This is a genomic window from Bradyrhizobium sp. CCBAU 051011 (assembly GCF_009930815.1).
In the GTDB taxonomy this organism is placed as follows: domain Bacteria; phylum Pseudomonadota; class Alphaproteobacteria; order Rhizobiales; family Xanthobacteraceae; genus Bradyrhizobium.
This window is the reverse complement of sequence record NZ_CP022222.1, coordinates 8,025,450-8,047,688: the sequence shown is the minus strand read 5'-3', so window position 1 is coordinate 8,047,688 and position 22,239 is coordinate 8,025,450. Positions and strand designations below refer to the sequence as shown.

At 60.1% G+C, this 22,239-nt stretch carries 19 protein-coding genes and 3 pseudogenes; 12 read left to right on the top strand and 10 right to left on the bottom strand.

Annotated elements, in window-relative coordinates; all coding sequences use genetic code 11:
- Nucleotides 1-106: 106 nt before the first annotated feature.
- Nucleotides 107-316: a hypothetical protein gene (locus tag ACH79_RS38030; RefSeq protein ID WP_161855443.1), complete on the bottom strand. Its 210-nt coding sequence runs from the start codon at nt 314-316 to the stop codon at nt 107-109.
- 356 nt (nt 317-672) lie between these two features.
- Between ACH79_RS38030 and ACH79_RS44880 the strand changes: the two genes are divergently transcribed.
- From ACH79_RS44880 to ACH79_RS38020, 3 genes are all read left to right on the top strand, one after another.
- On the top strand, nt 673-807 hold the full coding sequence (locus ACH79_RS44880) for a hypothetical protein (protein WP_256380287.1): 135 nt from the start codon (nt 673-675) through the stop codon (nt 805-807).
- Nucleotides 808-1,504: 697 nt separating this feature from the next.
- Nucleotides 1,505-2,839, top strand: coding sequence for a pitrilysin family protein (locus ACH79_RS38025; RefSeq protein WP_246738770.1), 1,335 nt, complete (start codon nt 1,505-1,507; stop codon nt 2,837-2,839).
- Nucleotides 2,836-4,260, top strand: a complete 1,425-nt coding sequence (locus ACH79_RS38020; protein WP_161855442.1) for a pitrilysin family protein — start codon at nt 2,836-2,838, stop codon at nt 4,258-4,260. The genes ACH79_RS38025 and ACH79_RS38020 overlap by 4 nt, the downstream gene beginning before the upstream one ends.
- 977 nt (nt 4,261-5,237) lie before the next feature.
- Here ACH79_RS38020 and ACH79_RS43410 read toward each other — a convergent pair.
- Both ACH79_RS43410 and ACH79_RS38010 read right to left on the bottom strand, forming a co-directional pair.
- Nucleotides 5,238-5,987, bottom strand: a complete 750-nt coding sequence (locus ACH79_RS43410) for a hypothetical protein (protein ID WP_202639117.1) — start codon at nt 5,985-5,987, stop codon at nt 5,238-5,240.
- A 329-nt stretch (nt 5,988-6,316) separates the two neighbouring features.
- Nucleotides 6,317-7,015 (bottom strand): nodulation protein NolW, encoded by a 699-nt coding sequence (locus ACH79_RS38010; RefSeq protein WP_161855441.1) that lies wholly within the window; start codon nt 7,013-7,015, stop codon nt 6,317-6,319.
- A gap of 933 nt (nt 7,016-7,948) precedes the next feature.
- Here ACH79_RS38010 and ACH79_RS38005 point away from each other — a divergent pair.
- The gene (locus ACH79_RS38005; RefSeq protein WP_161855440.1) at nt 7,949-8,092 is read left to right on the top strand and encodes a hypothetical protein; all 144 of its coding nucleotides are present in this window, start codon (nt 7,949-7,951) and stop codon (nt 8,090-8,092) included.
- A 1-nt stretch (nt 8,093) separates the two neighbouring features.
- Nucleotides 8,094-10,715, top strand: a complete 2,622-nt coding sequence (locus ACH79_RS38000) for a hypothetical protein (protein ID WP_161855439.1) — start codon at nt 8,094-8,096, stop codon at nt 10,713-10,715.
- Nucleotides 10,716-11,076: 361 nt separating this feature from the next.
- Here the strand turns inward: ACH79_RS38000 and ACH79_RS37995 are convergent.
- A pseudogene (locus ACH79_RS37995) lies at nt 11,077-11,619 on the bottom strand (transposase); the annotation flags it as partial.
- Between the two features lie 682 nt (nt 11,620-12,301).
- On the opposite strand from ACH79_RS37995, the gene ltrA reads away from it, so the two are divergent.
- Nucleotides 12,302-13,543: a group II intron reverse transcriptase/maturase gene (gene ltrA / locus ACH79_RS37990; RefSeq protein WP_161855438.1), complete on the top strand. Its 1,242-nt coding sequence runs from the start codon at nt 12,302-12,304 to the stop codon at nt 13,541-13,543.
- Between the two features lie 88 nt (nt 13,544-13,631).
- Here the strand turns inward: ltrA and ACH79_RS37985 are convergent.
- From ACH79_RS37985 to ACH79_RS45305, 6 genes and pseudogenes are all read right to left on the bottom strand, one after another.
- Nucleotides 13,632-14,681: pseudogene (locus ACH79_RS37985) on the bottom strand (IS66 family transposase); the annotation flags it as partial.
- A gap of 74 nt (nt 14,682-14,755) precedes the next feature.
- On the bottom strand, nt 14,756-15,100 hold the full coding sequence (gene tnpB, locus ACH79_RS37980; RefSeq protein ID WP_071916490.1) for an IS66 family insertion sequence element accessory protein TnpB: 345 nt from the start codon (nt 15,098-15,100) through the stop codon (nt 14,756-14,758).
- Entirely contained in the window at nt 15,097-15,444 is a 348-nt protein-coding gene (locus tag ACH79_RS37975) for a transposase (RefSeq protein ID WP_246738295.1), read from the bottom strand. Before ACH79_RS37975 ends, tnpB begins: the two co-directional genes overlap by 4 nt.
- Before the next feature lie 299 nt (nt 15,445-15,743).
- A pseudogene (locus ACH79_RS37970) lies at nt 15,744-16,226 on the bottom strand (nodulation protein NolW); the annotation flags it as partial.
- Entirely contained in the window at nt 16,219-17,148 is a 930-nt protein-coding gene (locus ACH79_RS37965) for an IS3 family transposase (RefSeq protein ID WP_246738791.1), read from the bottom strand. The gene ACH79_RS37965 and the pseudogene ACH79_RS37970, both read right to left, overlap by 8 nt.
- The gene (locus tag ACH79_RS45305; RefSeq protein ID WP_246738790.1) at nt 17,142-17,444 is read right to left on the bottom strand and encodes a transposase; all 303 of its coding nucleotides are present in this window, start codon (nt 17,442-17,444) and stop codon (nt 17,142-17,144) included. Before ACH79_RS45305 ends, ACH79_RS37965 begins: the two co-directional genes overlap by 7 nt.
- Before the next feature lie 272 nt (nt 17,445-17,716).
- On the opposite strand from ACH79_RS45305, the gene ACH79_RS37960 reads away from it, so the two are divergent.
- Genes ACH79_RS37960 through ACH79_RS37935 form a run of 6 tightly spaced genes read left to right on the top strand, consistent with a single transcriptional unit; the run spans nt 17,717 to nt 22,228 of the window.
- Nucleotides 17,717-18,241 (top strand): nodulation protein NolB, encoded by a 525-nt coding sequence (locus ACH79_RS37960; RefSeq protein WP_371419324.1) that lies wholly within the window; start codon nt 17,717-17,719, stop codon nt 18,239-18,241.
- A gap of 5 nt (nt 18,242-18,246) precedes the next feature.
- Nucleotides 18,247-19,113, top strand: a complete 867-nt coding sequence (gene sctJ / locus ACH79_RS37955; RefSeq protein WP_371419323.1) for a type III secretion system inner membrane ring lipoprotein SctJ — start codon at nt 18,247-18,249, stop codon at nt 19,111-19,113.
- An 11-nt stretch (nt 19,114-19,124) separates the two neighbouring features.
- Nucleotides 19,125-19,763 (top strand): nodulation protein NolU, encoded by a 639-nt coding sequence (locus ACH79_RS37950; RefSeq protein ID WP_161855437.1) that lies wholly within the window; start codon nt 19,125-19,127, stop codon nt 19,761-19,763.
- Nucleotides 19,753-20,376 carry a type III secretion system stator protein SctL gene (gene sctL, locus ACH79_RS37945; RefSeq protein ID WP_161855436.1) on the top strand — a complete coding sequence of 208 codons (624 nt, stop codon included), beginning with the start codon at nt 19,753-19,755 and terminating at the stop codon, nt 20,374-20,376. Before ACH79_RS37950 ends, sctL begins: the two co-directional genes overlap by 11 nt.
- A complete protein-coding gene (gene sctN / locus ACH79_RS37940; protein ID WP_305764713.1) occupies nt 20,373-21,722 on the top strand; it encodes a type III secretion system ATPase SctN in 1,350 nt (449 codons plus the stop codon). Before sctL ends, sctN begins: the two co-directional genes overlap by 4 nt.
- Nucleotides 21,698-22,228 (top strand): YscO family type III secretion system apparatus protein, encoded by a 531-nt coding sequence (locus ACH79_RS37935; RefSeq protein WP_161855435.1) that lies wholly within the window; start codon nt 21,698-21,700, stop codon nt 22,226-22,228. The genes sctN and ACH79_RS37935 overlap by 25 nt, the downstream gene beginning before the upstream one ends.
- Nucleotides 22,229-22,239 lie beyond the last annotated feature (11 nt).

The following is a 22,239-nucleotide window of genomic DNA, read 5'->3' as shown; positions in this document are numbered from 1 at the left end:
GGCACCATTGAGGTGCGAATCCTCCGGCTGCTGAGAAGCTCCTCTCCGTCCCCTCTTCTCATCGTTGCATGGATGGACATTTGCGCTCGTGGCTTACAGGACCGAATCAAACATCCTCTTCTGTATCGTCCATGGCAGAGTCTAAATCGGCTTGCGCATCGCTTACAATTCGCATTGCGAGCATGCCAAGAGCCATTTCGAAAGCTTTGCGTTGTTGCATGGCCTGCGAGTTGGCCTCATCGGCCGCCTCGGTTCCGTCAAAATCCGCGCCGTTATTGCCGCCCGCTGCTCCGATATTGGGTGCACCTGCGTTCATGTTCGTAACACCGCCTATAGATAACCCACACTCGCATGCTAGCGAGGTTAGCTTTCGAGAAGCTGACGACGCTCAGGACGTTCATGATAAGCCATTGGAGACCGCATCGATGTTTCCGTCAGGTGCGGCGTTGGTGGTCTGCCGAAGAAAAGCGAGCGCTGGTCGAGGAAGAGTGTTGCGGCGGACAAGATGGTCTCGGTGGACGCTAGCACGCCGGCTATCCGAAAGGCCTGTTCATTAAAAAAATTCCTGCAGGGCAGCAGCTCTCGGCAGGGGCCGCCAGGAGGGGCGTCCGACTTGACTGAGGCGTTCAAGCACCTACGAAGTTGTAGGGCAAGGAGACGATGGAGGTCGACATGCTGCGTGAACCCGTGGAGCGCGGTCGAGCAAAAAACGAATTGCGCGTTCGTCATCATTGCCGGGACCAGCCAATGAAACAGGCCGAACGTGAAATCGTCGACATGCGAGCACCTGATCTCGCGTGTCGCTGAAGTAGCGCTTGAAATAGCGAGTTGGCCCGTGCTGGAGGGTGAGCTGCCTTGAGCTCAAGGCGCGCTGTGAGGAACAGGACAAGCGGTGGAATTCGCCGGGCCTGAAACCTTCCAAATGATCTTCTTCGCGAATCCGCTAGGACCAAAGCGCGTAGCGTCGAAGCGCGGAGCGCCGCGACAGGCTTTGGATATTTCTTGGCAGGCGCCAGCTGCGGCCGCGAAATGGTGCAGCGGTGCCTGCGAAGCGAGATCAAGCCTGCGGCATGTGGCGTCGCAGGATTTAGACGAACGCGAGGCGGCGAGTTGTCGTGAGTTTTCGTGTGTAACGTCGCGTCCGTAACATGTTGGCAGATACCAAACAAATCCGGCCTTAGCTTTCGAATAGAAAACAGGCAGCGCGCTTCGTTTTGCCTACCAGCTGCCCGCGCGGCGGCCTGTGCGCACAAGCACCCGGCGATTGGCCCGGCTTTTGCTCCGCTGCTTGCCTACGGCGTGCGGCTCCCCTGCTTTGTCGGGATCGTCCGCTCCAGAATGTGGATCTCGATCGACCAAAGGCGATGCCATGAAGAATTGGAGTTCCGTGACAACCAAGGTGCTAGGCACGGCCACTGTTGCAATGGCCTTAATGACGCGCACCGCGCTGGCGGTCGAACACAACGTTGAATACAAAAAGGATAATAGCAGCAATTTTAGCCACATTCCTGAAAACAGGAGCGTGCTTGCACAGATCACCGAGACCTCGGAACGACCAGCAAGCTTTACACTTGCGAACGGCCTGCAGGTGGTAGTGATCCCCGATCATCGCACGCCGATCGTGACGCAGATGATGTGGTATAAGGTCGGATCCGCCGACGATACGCCGGGCAAATCGGGGCTTGCACATTTCTTCGAACACCTGATGTTCAAGGGCACAGCCAAGCATCCGCCCGGCGAATTCTCCCGGACCGTGCTGCGAGTCGGAGGCGACGAGAACGCCATCACCTCGATGGACTACACCAGCTATTTCCAGCGCGTGCCGCGCGAGCAGCTGGCTAAAATGATGGAACTCGAGGCCGACCGGATGACCGGTCTCATTCTCAAAGACGAGAACGTGATTTCCGAGCGCGACGTCGTGCTGGAGGAATTCAATAGGAGCGTCGCCAACAATCCCGATAGGCGGTTCACCGAGCAGATCAGAGCGGCGCTTTACCTCAACCACCCCTACGGCCGCCCCAACCTCGGCTGGCGGCAGGAGATCGAAAGACTCGACCGCGAGGACGCGCTCGCGTTTTACAAGCGCTTCTACGCGCCGAACAACGCGATTCTGATCATCGCGGGCGACGTCGATCCAAAGGAAATCCGCCCGATGGTGGAAAAGAATTTTGGCGACATTCCTGCGCAGCCTGCAATCCCCGCGAAGCGCATGCGGCCACAGGAGCCGACGCCCACGGCACCCCGCACCGTGACACTCTCCGATCCCCGCGTCGAGCAGCCCACCTGGCGCCGCTATTATCTCGTGCCATCGGCTTCGACCGCGGCCGCAGGCGAGAGCACTGCCCTCGACGTGCTCGCCAAAGTTATGGGCGGTGGCACCAACTCCTATCTCCACCGTGTGCTGGTCATCGACAAGCAGCTCGCCATCAGCACTGGCGCGAGCTACCAGGGCACCTCGCTTGATCCCTCGCAATTCATGATTTCAGCCACGCCGAAACCCGGCGTCCACTTCGCCGAGATCGAGGACGCGATCGACAAAGTGATTGCCGACCTCGCGCAAAATCCCGCACGCGCCGAGGATCTCGAGCGCGTCAAGACCAAGCTGATTGCGCAAGCGATCTACGCTCAGGACGATCAGGTAATGCTTGCGCTCCTGTACGGCCGCGGGCTCACGACGGGGCTCAGCGTTAAGGATATACAAAGTTGGCCTGACCGCATTAGCGCCGTCACCCCCGAGCAGGTGCGCAAGGCCGCGCAGCAATGGCTCGAAAAAAAGCGTTCGGTAACGGGCTATCTGATTAAGGATTCTGCGCCCAAACGCGAGGAGAAGCGCTCGTGACCTATTCCTTCACACGCCGTGCCGTCCTCGGTGGGGCTTCGCTCGCGATAGCCACGCTCCGCTCTGCACCATCGCTTGCCGCGACCAGGATTCAGCGCCTGGTCTCGCCCGGCGGTATCGAAGCTTGGTTCGTGCAGGACGCCACCGTCCCGCTGATCGCGATGGAATATGCCTTCGCCGGCGGAGCGACCCAGGACCCCACAGACAAGCCCGGCGTCGGCCACATGGTTGCCAGCCTGCTCGATGAAGGGGCCGGCGATCTCGACTTCGAGACCTTTCACGAGCGGCTCGACCGCCGCGCCATTGAGCTGAGCTTTACCTCGAGGCGCGACCAGTTCCGCGGCTCTTTGCGAACGCTTAAGCACAACAAGGACGAGGCTTTCGATTTGCTGCGGATGGCGCTGACCTCGCCGCATTTCGATGCGCTCGATGTTGAACGGATCCGTGCTGCGGTGCTCGCGAACCTTCGGCGCGGCTCCACCGATCCTTCAACGCTCGCCAATCGCAAGTTCCTCGAAGTCGCTTTCGACGATCATCCATATGCCCGCCAGGCCGGAGGCACCGTCGAGAGCGTGCCAAAAATCGACGTCGCCGATTTGAAACACTATGCCCGGCGCGTGATCGCCAAGGACACGCTCAAGATTGCGGTGGTGGGTGACGTCGATCCAGAGACGCTTGGCAGACTGCTCGATAAGACGTTTGGTAGCCTGCCGGCCAAGGCGGAGTTGACAGAGGTAGCCGATGTGATCGCGGCCAAAGCGCTGCAGTGCGTCTTCATTCCGCTCGACGTGCCGCAAACGGTCGTGACCTTCGGCGGTGCTGGCGTCCGCCGCAGCGAGCCGGATTTCATGGCCGCCTATGTCGTCAACCATATCCTCGGTGGTGGCGGGCTGTCGTCGCGGCTGTTCCGAGAAGTCCGCGAGAAGCGCGGGCTAGCCTATTCCGTCCATGAGGCGCTCTTGTGGATGGATCATTCCGCCGTGTTTGTCGGCACTACCGGTACCCGGGCCGATCGCGCCAGCGCGACGGTCGAGGAGATCGAGAAGCAGGTCCGCCGCATGGCCGAGGAAGGCCCGACCCAGCAGGAACTCGATGACGCCAAGTCGTACCTGAAGGGCTCGCAGATGCTGGCGCTCGATACCTCATCAAACCTTGCGCGGGCGCTGCTGCAGCATCAGCTCGACAAGCTGCCGATCGACTATATCGAGAAGCACAGCGCGCTCGTCGATGCGGTGACGCTGCAGGATGCCGGGAAGGCGGCGCAGCGGCTGTGGGGCCAAGGTCTGCTCACCGTCATCGTCGGCCGCTCCCCACTGGCTGCAGCCCAGTCGACCACCGCGCCATCGGCCACGACGCCGCGGCCCGCTGCAGTACAGCCAGGCACCGCGCCATCAGCCGCAACGCCGGTAACACCCAATTAACTTGGTATATTCGTGAGGTGACATGCGATTTGAGCCTCTTTTTTGGGGGCCGCGACAGGTGCGGTCGTGGCAAGCGGTGCCGTCAATGCGGCGGATCTCGGCCCCGGCAGTATAGGTCCCACCGGCACTGTCGGAGCCGGACGAGAGATATATCGGCGGGCACGTCGGAGCCGGCGACGGCCGGCGATCGTTTAGTGATCCTTATGTCGGTCGATTTACAGTGAGTCGTCGATACCCCTGTGTTCCTGGCTCGAGGTCAGATCGGCCAAAACTGGCGAGAGAGCACTGCGTCTTTTGGCTCGAATTGGACACCGTGGGCGCTGCCTCGGACGGTACAAACACCTGTCTTGCCGTCTTCGGCATTGTCGTGAGCGCAAAACTCAAAGCATGTCCCGACGTCTTCGTCATCGGGCCCTGCGTTGGCCCGCACGGCCACACGCTGGCCTCTTTCAAGGCAGGGTTGGGTTGGGTCGCGGCGATGTCGTCAATAGCAACGAATTTTGTCGTGCGCCACACGGGGTCACTCATCTCGACTATGGTCGTCTCAGTGCCACCCTCGGCGCGGGCGTCGAGCAAGTGCTCACGCCGGCATGGTCGGTTAAATTCGAGCCGGCATCTAAGATTCGAGGGAAAAAGCACAGCGTGGAACGATGGGGCACGTTCCTGCAGGCTCCATACAAGTTAGACTGAAGATGCTCGCTCGTCGCTCTAAGCTTCGCACGGCCGAGACAATACAGTGACGGGGGCACGGATGCTGCAGCTAGGTCGTGTAAACTCTTGGTATTCCCTTGAACCGCCAATGCCTGACCAATTCTCTGAAAGGACGCGTTGGGTACACTCATCTTAGGAGGCCAAGATAGCCAAGTTAGTCGACGCCGTCCGAAAGGACGTCGCCAAATGCTCCTGCCGTCGGCGACGTCCCGAAGGTCTGCTGGCAGCACGGCTATGCCCGTGCCGCGGGCTGGGCTATGAAATGCCTATTCGGCGGGCGCGTCGCCGTGCGGCTGTCCAGGCCAAAGGCCTGCGTTCAGCGACGGTTTGACACTAACAAACCCGTCTTGTCGCAATTCGGCTGTGTGGGGCACACCCAGCATGGTGAAAGTTGTGGTCGGGGAGGTATTGGTGGGCAAGAGTCCGGCCCTCCTTAATATGTTGATCTCCGCATCCGAGGCCGTATGGGGAAAGAAGACCCAGTGGTCGGCTATGAGACGTTCGTTTTCTGGAATGAAATTCGTGAGTTCCAACAGCGCAGCCCCGGCGGACGAGGACGGCCCGGCTCGCGACGGCCCGGCCTTCGACGGCCCGGCTTGCGATGGTCCAGCTTGCGATGGGCCAGCTTCCACATGCTGCCAAATCAGCTCAGGATCGAACTCGGGGAGTTCCGCGATGGCTTGAGCAATCGGCTGCTGCGAGCCTGGCTGCGGAGAGCTTTCCCTGTCGGCCACCAATGGCCCGGGGGAGGGCGCAGCCGGCGCATATAGATCATCGTCCCAATCCAACAGTGATGGATCGGGATGCCCCGACTCCAAGTATTGCGAATAGGGATGGCCGGCGTCCAGATATGGCGAGTAGGCTTCGCCCTGCTGCACGGGAGACACCGCAGCAGGTGGCGGAGCACTACCTTCGAACTCGCTCAGCTGGTGCTCAAAGCCCGCTGGGTCCGCGGGCGGTGATGGTGAATCGGGCTGCGGGCTCGTGTTCGTTGGGCTGATTGAGTTGAAATCCATCCTGTTCCTCCTTTGAAAGTTCGGCTCGGGCCCTAGTTCGACGAAGACCATTTGCATTGCGACCTCCAGAGGACCGTTTCGAAGGCTCGTGGAGTGCAGCCTCCGAGCTGCCGGCAAAAATGGCGCCAGCCACGCTTGCCGTTATTCCGAGCATCGGGTGCCCGACGTGCATCTCTATTAAGATGGATAGGCGGCATCGCCGTCTAGACATCCGCTCTCTCATGCTAAGAGAGTGAGCTTTCGAGAAGCTGACGAGCGTCAAAAGGATTCGCAATGAGCCAATGGTGACGGCACTGACTTCCGCCGAAAGCTGCCGCGCATTTTCAATTTCATCTCTGGCCTGGCGCAGGCTCGCGCACGACGCTGTCCTGACGCGGCGCGTCGGAAGAATAGGGGGCTTCCGGTCGTCCATCGCGAACGACCGTGGTTGAGGAGCCACGAAATAACTTCAGCACCGATTCCCGCGGCTGCTTTTCGATAGCAGCGTGCGGCCGCGCCTGCGCCTCCGCCACAAGGCCGTTAAGCGTCTGATCCAAGAGCGCGATGAAACGTGGTGGACCAGAAACCAGGACGAGGCCATCTCCTGGTGCCGGTCTCACAAGATAGCGCTCGTCGGAGATGTCGAGTGCATCGAGGGCCGCTTTGAATGCATCGAAGCTGATCGGCTTCAATACAAGCAGACGACTTTGCGCCTCGCTTGCAGCAGATACATACAGCACGAGCCCATCGTAGTACCATTGAAGATTGTAGAGATTGGTCAACCGATCGAGGAACTCGCGCGGTGGCAGATCTGGCATGCGTCCGCGAATCCGACCCTTCACTTCGCCGCTTACGTTTACTCTGATATTGAGGTTGTTACCGAATTCCAGCAGTGCGGCAGACAGGTCCTGATCCAGAACAGTGTAGCTATAAGGTGCCGAAGGCAGCGAGAGCTGAGCCCCAAAAGCCGTGAGTGCGCCGGTGCAAAGGAAAACTCCTGCGCACGCAAATCGGTTCAAAATGTTCAGGATGGTGCGTCGGCTTAGCATTCCCAAGTCCTTTAGTCCTGAGAACAAGTATTAAGACTTCGCCCAAATTGGAAGCCGAGCGTGATCTCTAAAATGGCCTTATAGCTCGCGTGGTCGTCAGCTTGCGGTCAGCTGGCCTCTTTACGGTATTGACCATCAATCTTAACAACGGCCGATGTTTCATCGGCGCCAAACCAATGACACCTTCGATCATTCTAGGCGCTATGCCGATCTCTCTGAACCCTGCCGAAGGTCTGTCCGGGCTCTGTCAGCCGGCAACTATCGGTGAGCAGAGCCAGTTTCAGTAGACTTTTGTTCAGGTGGGGTGCCTTCGATTCAAGACGCTGCCTCCTCAGTCGTAGATAGATCGGTATTGATTCCGATATCGGAAGGTCACCGTGCAATAACACAGGCGAGTCCGGTGGGCGAGCGCGTCCTCCAGGCACCCACTCTCTCTCTCTGCAATATATCGGAGCAATACAGGTCCATCTGTTGGCAGTGTGCTCGCCTGGATGGTTCGGACCGAGTGATACCAGCCAGTTTTGCCCAAAGCCGTCATCAGCATCGGCGCGCTAAAGATGCGCCGATGCTGCGTCCAAGGACGTAACACTGACTTGGTGCGCCCATTGGTGACGGAGCTTGATCGATGAAGCGAGCTCCCGTCATAGATATGTCGCCAGGCGAGATAATCGCGCATTGGCCCATCGGCGCGTAGGATTGGCTCGTCGCGGGTAAACCGTTATGCCTTACGTGTCACGGCTCTTCAGTAGAGACGAAGCAGAACCACACAATTGAATCATCCTGAGAACTCGTCAGCTTTTAGAAAGCTAAGCATCCTAAAATGAGAACTGGATTCTCAAGGGCGAGGCCGCCTAGCGAGCGCAAATGGAATGAACGCGGCAGCGCGGCAGCGCGGTAGTCGGGATGGGCTCGATGTAATCGGAGGATCGCGGCTTGGAGCTGCGCCAGTTTCTTGTTGTTGCTGTTTTCGATTGGACAACGAGATTTGCTGTTGAAGCCTCCCTCGCCTTGAGCCGGGCACACGTCCGAGCTGAGCTGGCGGATTTGCGCACAATCGACATTCTCAAGGACGATTAGAGTGGACCGCAACAACATCAACCCATTCAGCCCTGGTGAGTTTCAGGCGTACAACGCCCCGCTGCAGCAGCAGGAGCAAGAACCGGGCAATACGAGCCAGCAAGCGATGTTTGAGCAGCAGCTGAGCGAGCTGCAACACAGTGCGTTTTATGAGAACTCCGCAGAAGCGGGTTCGCCTGATGGGCAAACCGCAGACCGAGGTGAAGCGATTCGGCGCACTGATGTCGGCGATTTGATGCAGGTGCCGCCCATTCAGGACCACGCATTCAGCAGAACGCGCCAAAGCCTAGACATAGCCCATACTCCCTTCGGCCATTCGACTGAAGTGCCGTCCAAGCGAAGCCGCGAGAACGCTGGCCCGGACGAGGAGCTTTTTTCTAGATTCCGCGAGGCATCAAAGAAAAGCCGAGCCAGGGATGGCACGATCCGCGAGGAAGCCAAGAAAAGCGGACCAAGCGATCGCACCATCCGAAGGGATCTAGAGGTGCTGCGCAACTTCAGCGCCTGGAGTCAGGCGAAGCAGAAGCCACCAATCAGCAGCCGACTAGAGAATCTTCAGGCATTGCGTGCCGAGGGGAGCGAGTTTGCGGCCAATGATGTTGGCTTGGGCGCTCGTATCGAGGCAGCGTTGACAAGGCTCGAGCAATTCGCAGTCGGGGCGCCGGTGACAACATTGACGCGAGGGGGCCGGCCGGTTGAGGCTCCCGTCACCGCAGTTGGAGCGTCGGTGATGACATTGCCGCGGGGCGGCCGGCGGGTCGAGGCTCTCGTCCCCGAGGACGAGGCGCTCATCAACGCTGCGTGTGACGAAGGCGGTAAGCGCGGCTTTGCGGAGGTGACCATGCAGGAGTACCGTAGGGCTCTTAACAGCTTCGGTAGGTGGCTCAACAAGCGCGGGGTGAGTATTACTCAGGCTGGCTCCGAGGAGCGAGACCGCTATATTAACTCTGGGAAGGGCTCGTATCTTAGAGAGTTTCCACGCGCGTGGAATCTTCTTCAGGACTACCGACAACGCGCCAACGCGCCGCAGCCGTTCCCGCCACAGGAAGTTTCCGCCAGCGCGGATGACGAGGCGCTTTTTCTCAGATTCAACGAGGTGGCCCCGAAAATCGGCGTGAACCTTTGGGCACTTCGCCAGTTCAGCGCCTGGCTTCAGACAGCACAGAAGCCCTCAATCACGGGTCGGGTTGAGAATCTAGAGGCTTTACGTGCCGAGGCCGACGAGTTTGCGGGCGATGACGTTCGCTTGCGGAATCTTCTCAGGACGGCGTTGCCAAGGCTCTGGCAATATCAACAAGCTGTCGAGGCGAACCGAGCGCTGGGGTTGGGTCCACCAGGACAAGCGGGCTCGCTCGCCGGGCAAGGCGCTCCGCAGCCGAGCTCGCTTCAGGAGCTTCCGGCAACGCCCGCTACTCCGAGCGAGGGAGCGTGGGATTGGTTTAGGGAAGCGATGCAAGAACCCACTCCATCGTCCACACCACATCGTGGACTGCAGCCCAGCTCGTATCAGGAGCTTCCGGCAACCCCGGCTACCCCGAGCGCGGGAGCGTGGGATTGGTTTAGGGAAGCGATGCAAGAACCCACTCCATCGTCCACACCACATTGTGGACTGCAGCCCAGCTCGTATCAGGAGCTTCCGGCAACCCCGGCTACCCCGAGCACGGGAGCTTGGGATTGGTTTAGAGAGCAGATGCAAGAACCCACTCCGACGTCGTCCACGCCGTATCGTGGCTCGCAGCCCAGCTATTGGGACTGGCTTAGTGAACAGGTGCAACAACGCGAGCCATGGTCGTCTGCCAGGGCTGCGGCGTCAAATATCTACGGCGGCCTTGAGCCAGTGCCTGATCCGAATGCGCCCACAGCGTCTGAGTTTGACTATGCGCACTCTGCGCCGGCGCGTGGTATCGCCAGACCCCCGTCGTTCATCGGGCCATCATTGCCCCCTCAAGAGCTACCGGAAATCGGACATATGGTCGACAACTGGCGCCACCGTTCCCAACCTGCCTCGGACACCCTGATCGACATACTCGGTAACGCCGGCCTCTTGCCGAATCAGTTCGGCCCAACACAGTTCACCATCGAGAGTCAGCTTTACTCGGCCACGTTGGGACCGGGAGGACGCAGGGACGTTCAACTCATCCATCATCCGCGCGCTAGCCAGATGAGTGAAGTCCGGAGATCGCGTCAGCCGCTCCGCGAGCCGGCGTCAGCCAGCGCTCCCTCAGACGTTTATGGCAGTGTTGAATCACTGGTTGAGCTCAATCCAATCACACGGTCCGAGTTGCGTGACCATGCTCAGCCGGTGCGGGGCGCCGGCTCGTCGTCTCCTGGATCATCAGGGGCCTATCGCCGCCGAGCGGAGTTACCGGATATCGGACCGTTTCTCGGCGACGATTGGAACCACAGCCGCTGGGACAATCAAGGCCAGGGCCGAGAGGTCTCGCACAGCGGCATGATGTACATACTGAACACGTGGAACCTGCTTCCGACCCCGCAGAACCGGCGCATACAGTTCACCATAAACGGTGAGCTCTACACGGCCGAGTTGAGGAGCAGGCAAAGTAACGCGATCTTGGGATCCGGCCACGTCGTTTATCTCATCTATCACCCTCAAAGCGACTGAAGTACGCGCTTGGGCTGGGAGTCCCCGAGTTCTTCGTTTCGAAGCGCCCAACATCCCATGGCAGCGAAACTGCGAATTCCGACGATCTCGCGCGCGTGTACCGACGCGCTGCGGCCTGCGCCGTCCGAGATGATTTCGCCAACATTCCGGGATGATCTTGCCGGGCGTGGAGGCGTCTTCTGCGAATGCTTCTGGCTCCGAGCAAGTCGCACGGGAGTGGGACCTGACGTGCCAGCGAATAGGGAGCGCCCGGACGGTCCTAGACATGAACTCCGCCAGCGCCCTAGCTCTCGAAGGAGGTACTCTCGGCAGTTTCACGGCATCGAGGAGCTGATCGATAGTAAGCGGCAAGCTGAGGCCGTCAGGCGGCGTGGTTCCATGGCATAAGCGCGTCGATTTCGCTGCTCGGCCAGCCGTTGGCGATACGCTGAAGCGTGAGGGTGAGCCAGGCGAACGGATCGACGTTGTTCATCTTCGCTGTCTGCAGCAGCGTTGCGATGGTCGCCCAGGTTCGCCCGCCGCCGTCGCTGCCAGCGAAGAGGCTATTCTTTCTCGTAATTGTTTGTGGCCTGATGGCGCGTTCGACGATGTTGGAGTCGAGCTCGATGCGACCATCGGTCAGGAAGCGCTCGAAGATGGCACGGCGCGAGACGGCATAGCGGATCGCCTCGGCCAGTTTTGATTTGCCGGAGATCCGCCGCAAGCTCTGCTGCCAGAGGTCGAAGAGATCTGCGACGACCGCTGCGGAGGCTTGCTGGCGCGCGGCAACGCGTGCGTCGGGGCTTTGACCGCGCACGGTCTTCTCGACCTGCCAGAGCTTTGCCATCCGCTCGACCGTCGTCGTTGCCACTCTCGAGCTTCCTGCAACATGCAGCTCGTAGAACTTGCGTCTGCTGTGTGACCAGCTTGCGTCAGGATAAGTCCTGGAAAGGAGGAAGAATGTGATCTGAAACCTTTCATCGTGACCCAGAGGGTTCGACGCCCTCCCGGCAAAGGCGGAGCCCGCCAGCCGGAAGCGAGTCTTGCATGGGTGACGGCAACGTCGCTCGTGAAGCGTAGACAGCGGGTACCAAAGCCCTGTGGCAAGCCTCGAAATCATGGTCGTGCTGAAGCCTTCGCCGTGTTGGGTCCGGGGGCAGCACCGGGAAAGCCGCTATGGCCAGGCTCATCGGTTCGGCCGGGGTCTCCGAGCAGGGCAAAGGTGCGGGATGGGTCACCAGGAAACCTGAGAGATCCCGTTGGTGTCCACATGGAAAGCTGGCGCGGAGCACCGGCCTCAACAACGCTCCAGGCCTGGTGTCCCGACTTGGCGGGCATCGGGAGCGCGCATGCGAACACGAAACACCAAGGCATGTGGAATCCGGAGGCGAAGACATAAGCTGACGGACATGCGCAGCGGGAAGTCGTAGCGGCTTCGTAGTACTGAGGAAGGCGGGGAACTGGGCTTACCGGGACCCACTGGAGGGAAGGGAGTCGCCACGCGTTAAGACCATTGACGAGAAACACGGGAGGGAACGCTGAGTCCTGCAAACCTGTCCACGAAACGACAATGGATAGCCGATCTGGCGAGGAAACATCCCGAGCGGGTGCTGACCTCGCTGCATCACCTGATCGACCGTGAATGGATGCTCGAAGCCTATCGCCTGACGCGCAAGGATGGCGCGCCCGGCATCGACGGCATGACGGCGACCGATTATGAGGCGAACCTGGAGGTCAATCTTGATGATCTCCTGGCGCGCATCAAATCCGGCCGATACGTCGCGCCGCCGGTGCGACGGCACTATATCCCGAAAGCAGATGGCACCGAACGGCCACTGGGTATCCCGACATTGGAAGACAAGGTGGCGCAGCGGGCGATTCTCCTGCTGCTGGAGCCGATCTACGAGACGGACTTCTTGCCGTGCTCGTACGGCTTCCGACCGGGACGGTCGGCCCATGAGGCCCTGCACGCGCTACGTAATGGGTTCATGGAGCAAGGGCTGCGCTGGGTGGTGGACGTCGATATCTCGAAATACTTCGACACCATCGACCACGCGCACCTGCGCCGATTCCTCGATCAGCGAGTCACGGACGGCGTCGTCCGGAGGATGATCGACAAATGGCTGAAGGCGGGGGTGCTCGAAAAGGGCGTCCTGCGCCGCACGACTGGTGGAACGCCCCAAGGCGGCGTGATCTCGCCACTGCTTGCAAACATCTACCTGCACTACGTGCTGGATGAATGGTTCGAGCAGGTGGCACGACCGCGGCTCAAGGGGCGGTGCCTTCTGGTTCGATACGCTGATGACGCGGTGATCGCCTTCGAGGACCATCTGTCCGGCAAGCGATTGCTGAATGTGATGGGTAAGCGGCTCAGTCGGTACGGACTTCAACTCCATCCGACCAAGACCCGCTTCGTAGACTTCCGGTTCAAACGCCCTGATGGGCGTCATCCTGCGACGGCGGGGACCACATTTAACTTCCTTGGCTTCACCCATGTGTGGGGTCAATCGCGGAAGGGTAAGAATGTGGTCCGGCAGATAACGGCAAAAGACCGTTATGCTCGCGCGCTGGCTTCCGTGACGGAATGGTGTCGGCTCAACCTGCATCGTCCGTTCCGGGAACAGCACGCCCATCTGTCACGGGTGATCCGGGGGCACTGCGCCTACTACGGCATCTCCGGAAACGGCCGACGGATTAGATGGTATCACCACCAGCTCACGCGGATATGGAAGAAATGGCTCGCACGGCGTGGCCGCCACAGCAATCTGCCGTGGTCACGCTTCCGGGCCATGCTCGCGCGACATCCGCTGCCGCCAGCCAAGATCGTCCACCAATATGCCGCTCCGTGAGCGAAGCTTACGCGTGAAGAACCGGATGCGGGTAATCCGCTCGTCCGGGTCTGTGAGGGGCGGGGATGGCAACATCCCCGCCTACTCGGCAGCCAGCCAAGGTGATGCCATCATTGCCGCGATCGGGTCGCGCCAACTTGTTATAGGCGGCATAGCCATCCACCTGCAGGATGCCGCGATAACCATTGAGATGCCGGACCGCGCATTCGCCGGAGCGGCTGTCTTCGAAGCGATAAGCCACCATCGGGGGACCGCTGCGGCCAAAGGTTCGGTCATCTCTGGCATAGGCCCATAAGTAGGCCGTCTTCGCCGATCCGGAGCCCGGAGCGAGTGTCGGCAAGGTGGTTTCGTCGGCAAAGACCCGTTCGGCCTTCTTGACCTCGCTGAAGATGTAGTCGGCTACGATCTCCAGCTCGAAGCCGAGCTTGCCCATCCATTGCGCCATCAGCTGGCGGTCGAGCCCGACCTTGTCGCGGGCGTAGATGGCCTCCTGCCGGTAGAGCGGCTGGCCATCGGCATATTTGGAGACGGCGATCTGGGCCAGAAGCGCTTCCGTCGGAATGCCTCCTTCAATGATATGGGCCGGGGCCGGCGCCTGGATTACGCCGTCCGCGTTCTTGAAGGCATACTTGGGACGGCGCGTGACGATCACACGGAACTTCGCTGGCACCACATCCAGGCGCTCCGACACGTCCTCGCCGATCAGCACCTTCTGCTTGCCGGCATGCTTAGCCAGCTCTTCCGGCTCAATGACGGTTTCGATCCGTTCCAGATGGGGTGCAAAGCCCTTGCGCCGGCGCGGTGCACGCTTGCCTTCCGCTTGCTCACGGCCCTTGCTGACCTGGGCCTTGATCGCGGCGATGCCGGTCTCGATCTCCTCGAAGACAAAGGCCCGCTGTTCATCGTCGCCGTTCACAGAGCCGAGCTTTTCCGATCGTCGGCCGAACCGGGCGCGGTCGAAGGCCTTCAGGATCTGCGTCAGCCGCTCGATGCGCGCATCGGCATCGGCGTTGCGCGCCCTGAGATCGGCGACTTCGCTCTCCAGAGCATCGGCGCGGGCCGCCTTCTCGGCCATGGCAAGCACCATGGCTTTCAACATCTCTACGTCATTCGGGAGGTTGAGATCGGGCGGCGTCATTGGCCCGACCAGAGCACATTTTGCCCCGTTTCTCTTGCCCTTTCAGCTCACTGATTCACTTCGCCGCAGCGCTTTTACCCAACAATCTCCGGCGGCTTGACCGCCACGGTCCGGACCCGCTTCCAGTCCATCCCATCCACCAGTGCCATCAACTGCGCCGGGTTGAGCTGCACCCGATGATGCCCGATCCGCGGCCAGCAGAACTTCGCCTTTTCAAGACGCTTTAAATAGAGGCACACGCCGGACCCATCCCACCATACGATCTTTATTCTGTCGGCTCTTTTGGCCCGGAAGACATAAAGCGCACCGTCGAACGGATCTGAGCCCGCATCGCGCACAAGCGCAACAAGGCCATCGATACCCTTGCGGAAGTCGACTGGATGGCTGGCGAGGAACACCTTCACACCCGAGGGAATCATGCCGAACGCACCGCCCGGATCACCCGCTGCAAGTGCGCCTCGTCGACGTCCACGCCGGCACGCACGACCACCTCGCCAATGGCAATCTCAATCACTGTGCCTGCCACAGACGCCACCACACCCTCGCAACTCGAGTGCCGCGAGCGATAATGCCGCTCGGCCCGAGCATCACGGCGCCAGGCGAACAGCTGCGACGGGTGAATGCCGATCCGGCGGGCGATCGCCGAGACGCTCGCGCCAGGCTCCAGCGCCTCTGTCACAACTTGCGCTTTGAACTCGTCCGACCAGCGTCGGCGAAGCTGCCGCGGCGCTCCCTCAAGACGGTCGGCGACCGCTTCGATCATATGGAAGGTTCTAGTTCCAGAACTAGGCGCAGACATAGAAGCTCACATCGGCTCACAAACTCAGCAGCCGATAGCCGATCGCTTATCCACTCCGCCAGACGGGGTTTCCTTGCCGCTTACGATCGATATTGCCTCGAAATGCTGCGACGACCGGATCTTTATTCAGGAATTAGGCCGCAGAGGTGGCAAAGCCGTTGATTCGCTCTCAGATACCAATACGGAGCCTACAAGCTGGAAATCCGTAGCATTTTTCTCCGCAGACGCTGGTGCCCAAGCGGCTTCTCGGCGGTGAGAGAGCATGGCCGCGCCTGTCGTTCGGCCACGAGGCCGTTGAGCGTCTGGTCCACTAGCGCCACGAAGAGTGGCGGACCCCTATTTCACCGTGGCGGTCTCTCAACATAGCGCTCGTTGGAAATGTCGAGTGCATCGAGCGCCGCTTTGAACGCATCGAAGCTGATCGGCTTCAACACAAGCAGACGACCTCGCGCCTCATTTGCAGCAGATGCATACAGCACGAGCCCATCGTAGTACCATTGAAGATTGTAGAGATTGGTCAACCGATCGAGGAACTCGCGCGGTGGCAGATCTGGCATGCGGCCGCGAATCCGACCATTCACCTCGGTGCTGACGTTTACTCTGATATTGAGATTGTTACCGAATTCCAGCAGTGGGGCAGACAGGTCCTGATCCAGAACCGTGTAGCTAATAGCTGCCGAAGGCCGCGAGAGCGGAGCCCCAAATGCCGTGAGTATCCCGTGACCTTGCCCCCAAGTTTTATCCAGACCTGAGTTCGCCCCGGCTGTTGGATTTGCCCGGTTGGGCAGTGGTAGCGACGGGAGCTGGCGCGGAGCCTTCGGCATAGCGCAGCGCCAGATCCCGGCGCGGATGGCAAGTGAAGGCGAACTCGGATGGCGTCTTCCATCCGAGCCGCGAGTGTGGGCGTGCATCGTTGTAATCGGCCCGCCAGCATCCGAGCGCGACGCGAGCCTGGGCCAGCGACGTGAACAGCGTCTCGTTCAGCAATTCGTCCCGCAGCCGACCGTTGAAGCTCTCGATGAAGGCATTCTGCATGGGCTTGCCCGGCGCAATGTAGTGCCATGCGACCCGGCTCTGATCAGCCCATGTCAGGATGGCGTTGCTGGTCAGCTCGCTGCCGTTGTCGCTGACCACCATCTTCGGCTTGCCGCGCTCGATCACCAGCCGGTCCAGTTCCCGCGCCACCCGGGCGCCGGAGAGCGAGGTGTCGGCTACCAGCGCCAGACACTCGCGGGTGCAGTCATCGACGACGGTAAGGATACGGAAGCGGCGGCCATCGGTGAGCTGATCCGACACGAAGTCGAGCGACCAGCGGTCGTTCGGCGCCATCGCCACCGTCATCGGCGCCCGGGTCCCGATCGCCCGCTTGCGGCCGCCACGGCGGCGCACCGCGAGCCTCTCTTCCCGGTACAGACGGAAGAGCTTCTTGTGGTTGACCAGATAGCCCTCCCGCTTGAGCAGCACATGCAGGCGTCGATAGCCGAAACGACGACGTTCCTGGGCGATTGCCCGCATGCGCTGGCGAAGGCCGGCTTCGTCCGCCCGGGTCGTTTGGTATCTCATGGTCATGCGGCAGCAGCCGATGGCTTTACACGCCCGCCGTTCGCTCATCCCGAAGGCGCCTTGGAGATGGGCGACAGCTTTCCGCTTGGCCGCGGGCGTCACCATTTCTTTCCCACGAGGTCCTTCAAGGCCGCATTGTCCAGCATGGCGTCGGCCAAGAGCCGCTTCAGCCGTGTGTTCTCGTCTTCCAGCGTCTTCAGCCGTTTGGCCTCCGACACCTCCATCCCACCGAACTTGGCCTTCCATTTGTAGATGCTGGCGTCGCTGACGCCATGCTTGCGGCACAGATCGGCAACCGAAACCCCGGCCTCATGCTCCTTCAAAATCCCGATGATCTGCTCTTCCGAAAAGCGGCTGCGCTTCATGCTCTGGTCCTTGTTGTGGGCCAGAACGAACTTCAAGCTGGATTAAGCCCGTGGGGCAAGGTCACCCGGTGCAAAGGAAAACTCCTGCGTCCGCAAACTCGGTTCAGTTCAGGATCGTGCGTCGGCTTAGCAATTCAAAGTCCCTTCGGCCTGAGAACAGGTATTAAGGCTTCACCTAAATTGGAAGCCCAACGTGATCTTTAAAATGGCCTTATGGCTCGCGCATTCGTCAGCTTGTGGTCAGCTCGCCTCTTTACGGTATTGACCATCAATTCTTAACAACGTCGACTCTCATCGACGCCAAACCAATGACACCTTCGATCATGCTAGGCGCTACGCCGATCTCTCCGAACCCTGCAGACGGTCTATCCAGGCTCTGCCAGCCGGCAGCCATCGGCCAGCAGAGCCAGTTTCAGCAGACTCTTTTGCATGTCGCTTCGACATCAGACGCGGCCTCCTCAGTTACAGATGGGGCGGCGTCCATTCCTGCTGTGTCAGAGGTTCAGCGTGCAACAGTGCAGGCTAGCCCGCCTGGCGAGCGCGTACTCCAGGCTCTCTCTTCGATGTATCGGGGCAACCCCGTTCCTTCTGTAACGAGCGGCGGTGTGGCGGCCATTTCGAAGGCCGTTCAACCTGGGCCGGCCGCTCAGCCGCTTTCTCGGTCGCAGCTAGTCGGGACGAATCCCGCGGGCAAGCCGGAAGGGGTGCTCGACTTCGACGCGATGGTTGCGGGTCTGCGAGACGTTTACAAGGGTGTCGTCGAGGTTTCGCTCGTGTCCAAGAGCACCAGCGCGGTCAGCTCATCTTTGAACAAATTGCTATCGGCGGGTTGAGTTCGTTGACGTCTGGTTTCATCTATGGACAAAACGGCCATGCCCGCCTATCCGGTCGGCGGTTGCGTGTTTTTGCCGTGCTATCGCTTCTCCTCCCCTTGATTGGCTGTAAGGCCGATCTCTACACCAAAGTGCAGGAGCGTGAGGCCAATGAGATGCTTGCGCTCCTGCTTAGTAAGGGCGTCGATGCGGTCCGTGTTACTGCCAAGGACGGGACCAGCACGATCCAGGTCGAGCAGAAGCAGTTGGCCTTTTCGATTGAGCTGCTAAATCTAGAAGGTTTGCCACGCCAGCCTTTCAAGAACCTCGGCGAGGTGTTCAAAGGATCGGGCCTGGTTGCCTCGCCGATCGAGGAGCGCGCCCGCTACGTTTATGCCCTGAGCGAAGAATTGTCGCGCACGATTAGCGATATCGAAGGCGTCATATCCGCGCGCGTCCACGTTGTCTTGCCGAAAAATGATCTCTTGCGCCAGGACGCGATGCCGTCCTCAGCGTCGGTGTTCATTCGACATAACTCCAATGCAAAGCTCTCGGTTCTGCTACCGCAGATCAAGATGCTGGTCGCCAACAGCATCGAGGGCCTTTCCTATGACAAGGTGGCGGTGGTCTTTGTGCCAGTTGAGCGGGCTCCGCTTGAACTGCCGGCCCGGCCAGCTGCGTCCGCTCAGTCGACCAAATATACTTCAGACCCGCTGCTTGCGGCCGCTATCGGGGGAGGTGGCGCTGCCGTTGGCGTTCTGTGCTACATATTCCTAGGCTCTCTTATGCGTCAGCGCGCCCAGCCGTCGCGCGCGCGATCCAGATTTGGCATCCGTTCGAACACGCCGGCTATCCTGCCTCCCAGTAAGAAGATCGCTTCCGACAAGGCATAGGGAGTGAGCAGATGCCCATACCGCTGCCATCTACCGGTTCTAACACGTGGTCGGAATCGCTATCTGAGGGCCTGCGCGAGCTTGCTGCTTCTACCCATCTGACCCGATTAGCTGCACGCCTTGACGGCCGGTTGTCGGCTTCGACTTTGGTGCGGCTACAGAAGAGCTCGAGGCTGCAGGTAAGACTTGCTGGAATGCTGCTTGGTAATGAAATGGACTCCAGCGGCCGTAACTGGAGAGACGATCTTCTGCTCGGCCATGATCCGAATAGGGCTGCTTTGCTTGCCGGCAGTATCTGGCATGCTCGCTCGCTCCTAAAGCTCGTCTCAAAGCAGCATCTTGCGATTCTGCGCGACCGTATCGGGGCAGAAGCGCACGCTTTCGGTATCCGGAACTTGGCGAGCGCGGTCGCAATCACCACTGTCGCTGATCCGGAGCTACTTTCGCAACAGATTGAACACGATGGCCATGCCTGCCTAGGTGCTTGGATCAACGAAGCCTCGGCACTTGATCGCACGCGCGTGCTGTTACGCTTGCCCACGGGCACTGCTGCGGAGAATCCAGCGGCCGAACACCGCAATGCCGCGGGCCCAGTGCTTTCCTTGGTGATAGCCCATTTGTTGAGGGAGGCGCCACGGCATGACAGCTGATGACCCAGCGCTGCCGGTGGCCCCCCAGATACGGCCGCTCGGGCCTGTCATACCGGCTGCCGAGATCGGAATCTGGTGCGATGCCGTAGAAGCGCGAGCGGCTGCCGAGCGGCATCTGCAACGCGTTCGCGGCTGGGGACGGACAGCTTATAAGCGGGAGCGGGAGCGCGGCCGTGCGGATGGCTTCAAGAGTGGCGCCGAGGAAATGTCTCGGCTGATCGCGCAGGCGACTTCCGCACTTGCGCAGCGAAAAGCCATTCTGGAGCAGGAGTTGCCGCAGCTCGTCATGGAGATCGTGAGCGATCTGCTGGGCGCGTTTGATCCAGGCGAGATGTTGGTGAGGACCGTTCGTCACACGATCGAGCAAAAATATGGTAGCGCGGAAATTTGCCTTCATGTCTCTCCTCTGAAAGCCGATGCGCTGGCGCGCGAGTTCGCTACGTGCGATGGACAGGAGGGCCGGCCGAAAGTGCGGGTTGATCCGGATCCGGCTCTAACGACAGAGCAGTGCGTGTTGTGGAGCGAATTTGGCAATGTAGATATTGGAGTTGCCGCGCAGCTCCGAGCTCTACGCCTTGGCCTGGGTTTGCCTTCAAAGGAAGACGGACCGTGACCACATCAGCAACCCGTGCGGAGGGAGAGAGGAATCTGCACGCCGCGCTATCGTCTCTGAAATCTACAGCAAAGCATATCGACACGCGTGCTGTACGAGGGCGGATCACACGGGCGGTCGGCACCTTGCTCCACGCCGTCTTGCCAGAGGCGCGTATAGGGGAGCTTTGCCTGTTGCAGGATCCCCGCACCGGATGGTCTCTCGAGGCCGAGGTCATCGGCCTATCGCAAGATGGGGTATTGCTCACTCCTATTGGTGATATGGCGGGCTTATCCAGCCGAGCAGAAGTGGTCGCGACCGGACGAATGCATGAAGTACCGGTCGGCCCCGATTTGCTTGGCCGGGTGATCGACAGCTTCGGCCGGCCAATCGACGGAAAGGGTCCAATCAACGCCGCTCAAACTCGTCCGCTGCGCGGTAAGGCTCCCAACCCAATGACAAGGCGCGGTATCGAGCGAACATTCCCACTCGGTGTCCGTGTCTTGGATGGGCTTCTGACATGTGGCGAGGGTCAGCGGATCGGCATCTACGGAGACCCAGGGTGCGGTAAGTCGACGCTCCTGTCGCAGATTGTAAAAGGCGCGGCTGCCGACGCCACCATAGTCGCGTTGATCGGTGAACGCGGTCGTGAAGTGCGGGAATTCATCGAGCAGCACCTTGGTGAGGCAGCGCTTCGCCGCACCGTCGTGGTCGTTGAGACCTCCGACCGCTCGGCAATGGAACGAGCGCAATGCGCTCACATGGCGACGGCACTCGCTGAATATTTTCGTGATGAAGGACTTCGCGTCGTCCTGATGATGGACTCATTGACGCGCTTCAGCCGCGCCATGCGCGAAATTGGCCTTGCCGCAGGAGAGCCGCCGACGCGGCGCGGCTTTCCGCCATCGGTTTTTGCGATGCTTCCTGGCCTGTTGGAGCGTGCCGGCATGGGCGAGCGCGGCTCAATCACGGCCTTCTATACTGTGCTTGTCGAAGGCGACGGCTCGGGTGATCCAATCGCCGAAGAATCACGAGGCATTCTTGATGGCCACGTTGTTCTCTCACGCCTTTTGGCTGCACGCGAGCATTTTCCAGCTATTGACGTATTGTCAAGCCGCAGCCGTGTGATGAATGCGGTCGTCTCTGTATCGCATCGAAAGGCGGCTTCCTTCTTCCGTGATCTGCTCTCCCGCTACGCCGAGGCCGAGTTCTTGGTGAAGGTTGGCGAATATAAGCAAGGCAGTGATCCTCTGACAGACCGGGCAATCAATTCAATCGAGGAGTTGCGGAAATTCCTGCGTCAGGGCGGAGACGAGGCGTCAAGCTTTGAGGAGACGATCAAATGGATGTCACGTCTGACCGCGTGAATCGTGCCCATGCCTCGAAATTGCGGCTAGTGAAGGATATGAGACAGCGGAGCGCCCTTCGTGAGGTGTCCAACATGGAGGCCCAGCGCCGCACCGCGCTTCAAGCGGTGGAACAAGCTGTCCGGGATCTTGCAACGGCCGAAAAAAGCCAAGCGGCGCTCGAAGCGCAGCTTTACCGAGAACTGGCATCATCTGATTCGCTATCTGTCGAAGAGCTCGATCGTCGCTGTCACATCGTCATTGGACGGCTCAAAGCTGAGATCGCAGGAGCACGCCGAACGCTTGAGGAAGCGCGCGCCGCTCAAGAGCGGGCCGAGACGGCGGTCTTCGAGGCGAGGACTACTTTGACTAAGTGCTCAGCTGCGAGTCACAAATGGCAGCAAATTGAAGGCGACGTTCAGCGCGCGAGTGATGCCCATTCAGAGGTGAAAGCCGAGATAGAGGCCGATGATGAGGTTTTGCTTCGGTATGGCAGTGGTTCGCGTACTCACACGGCTAGCGACTGAATTCTGATGGC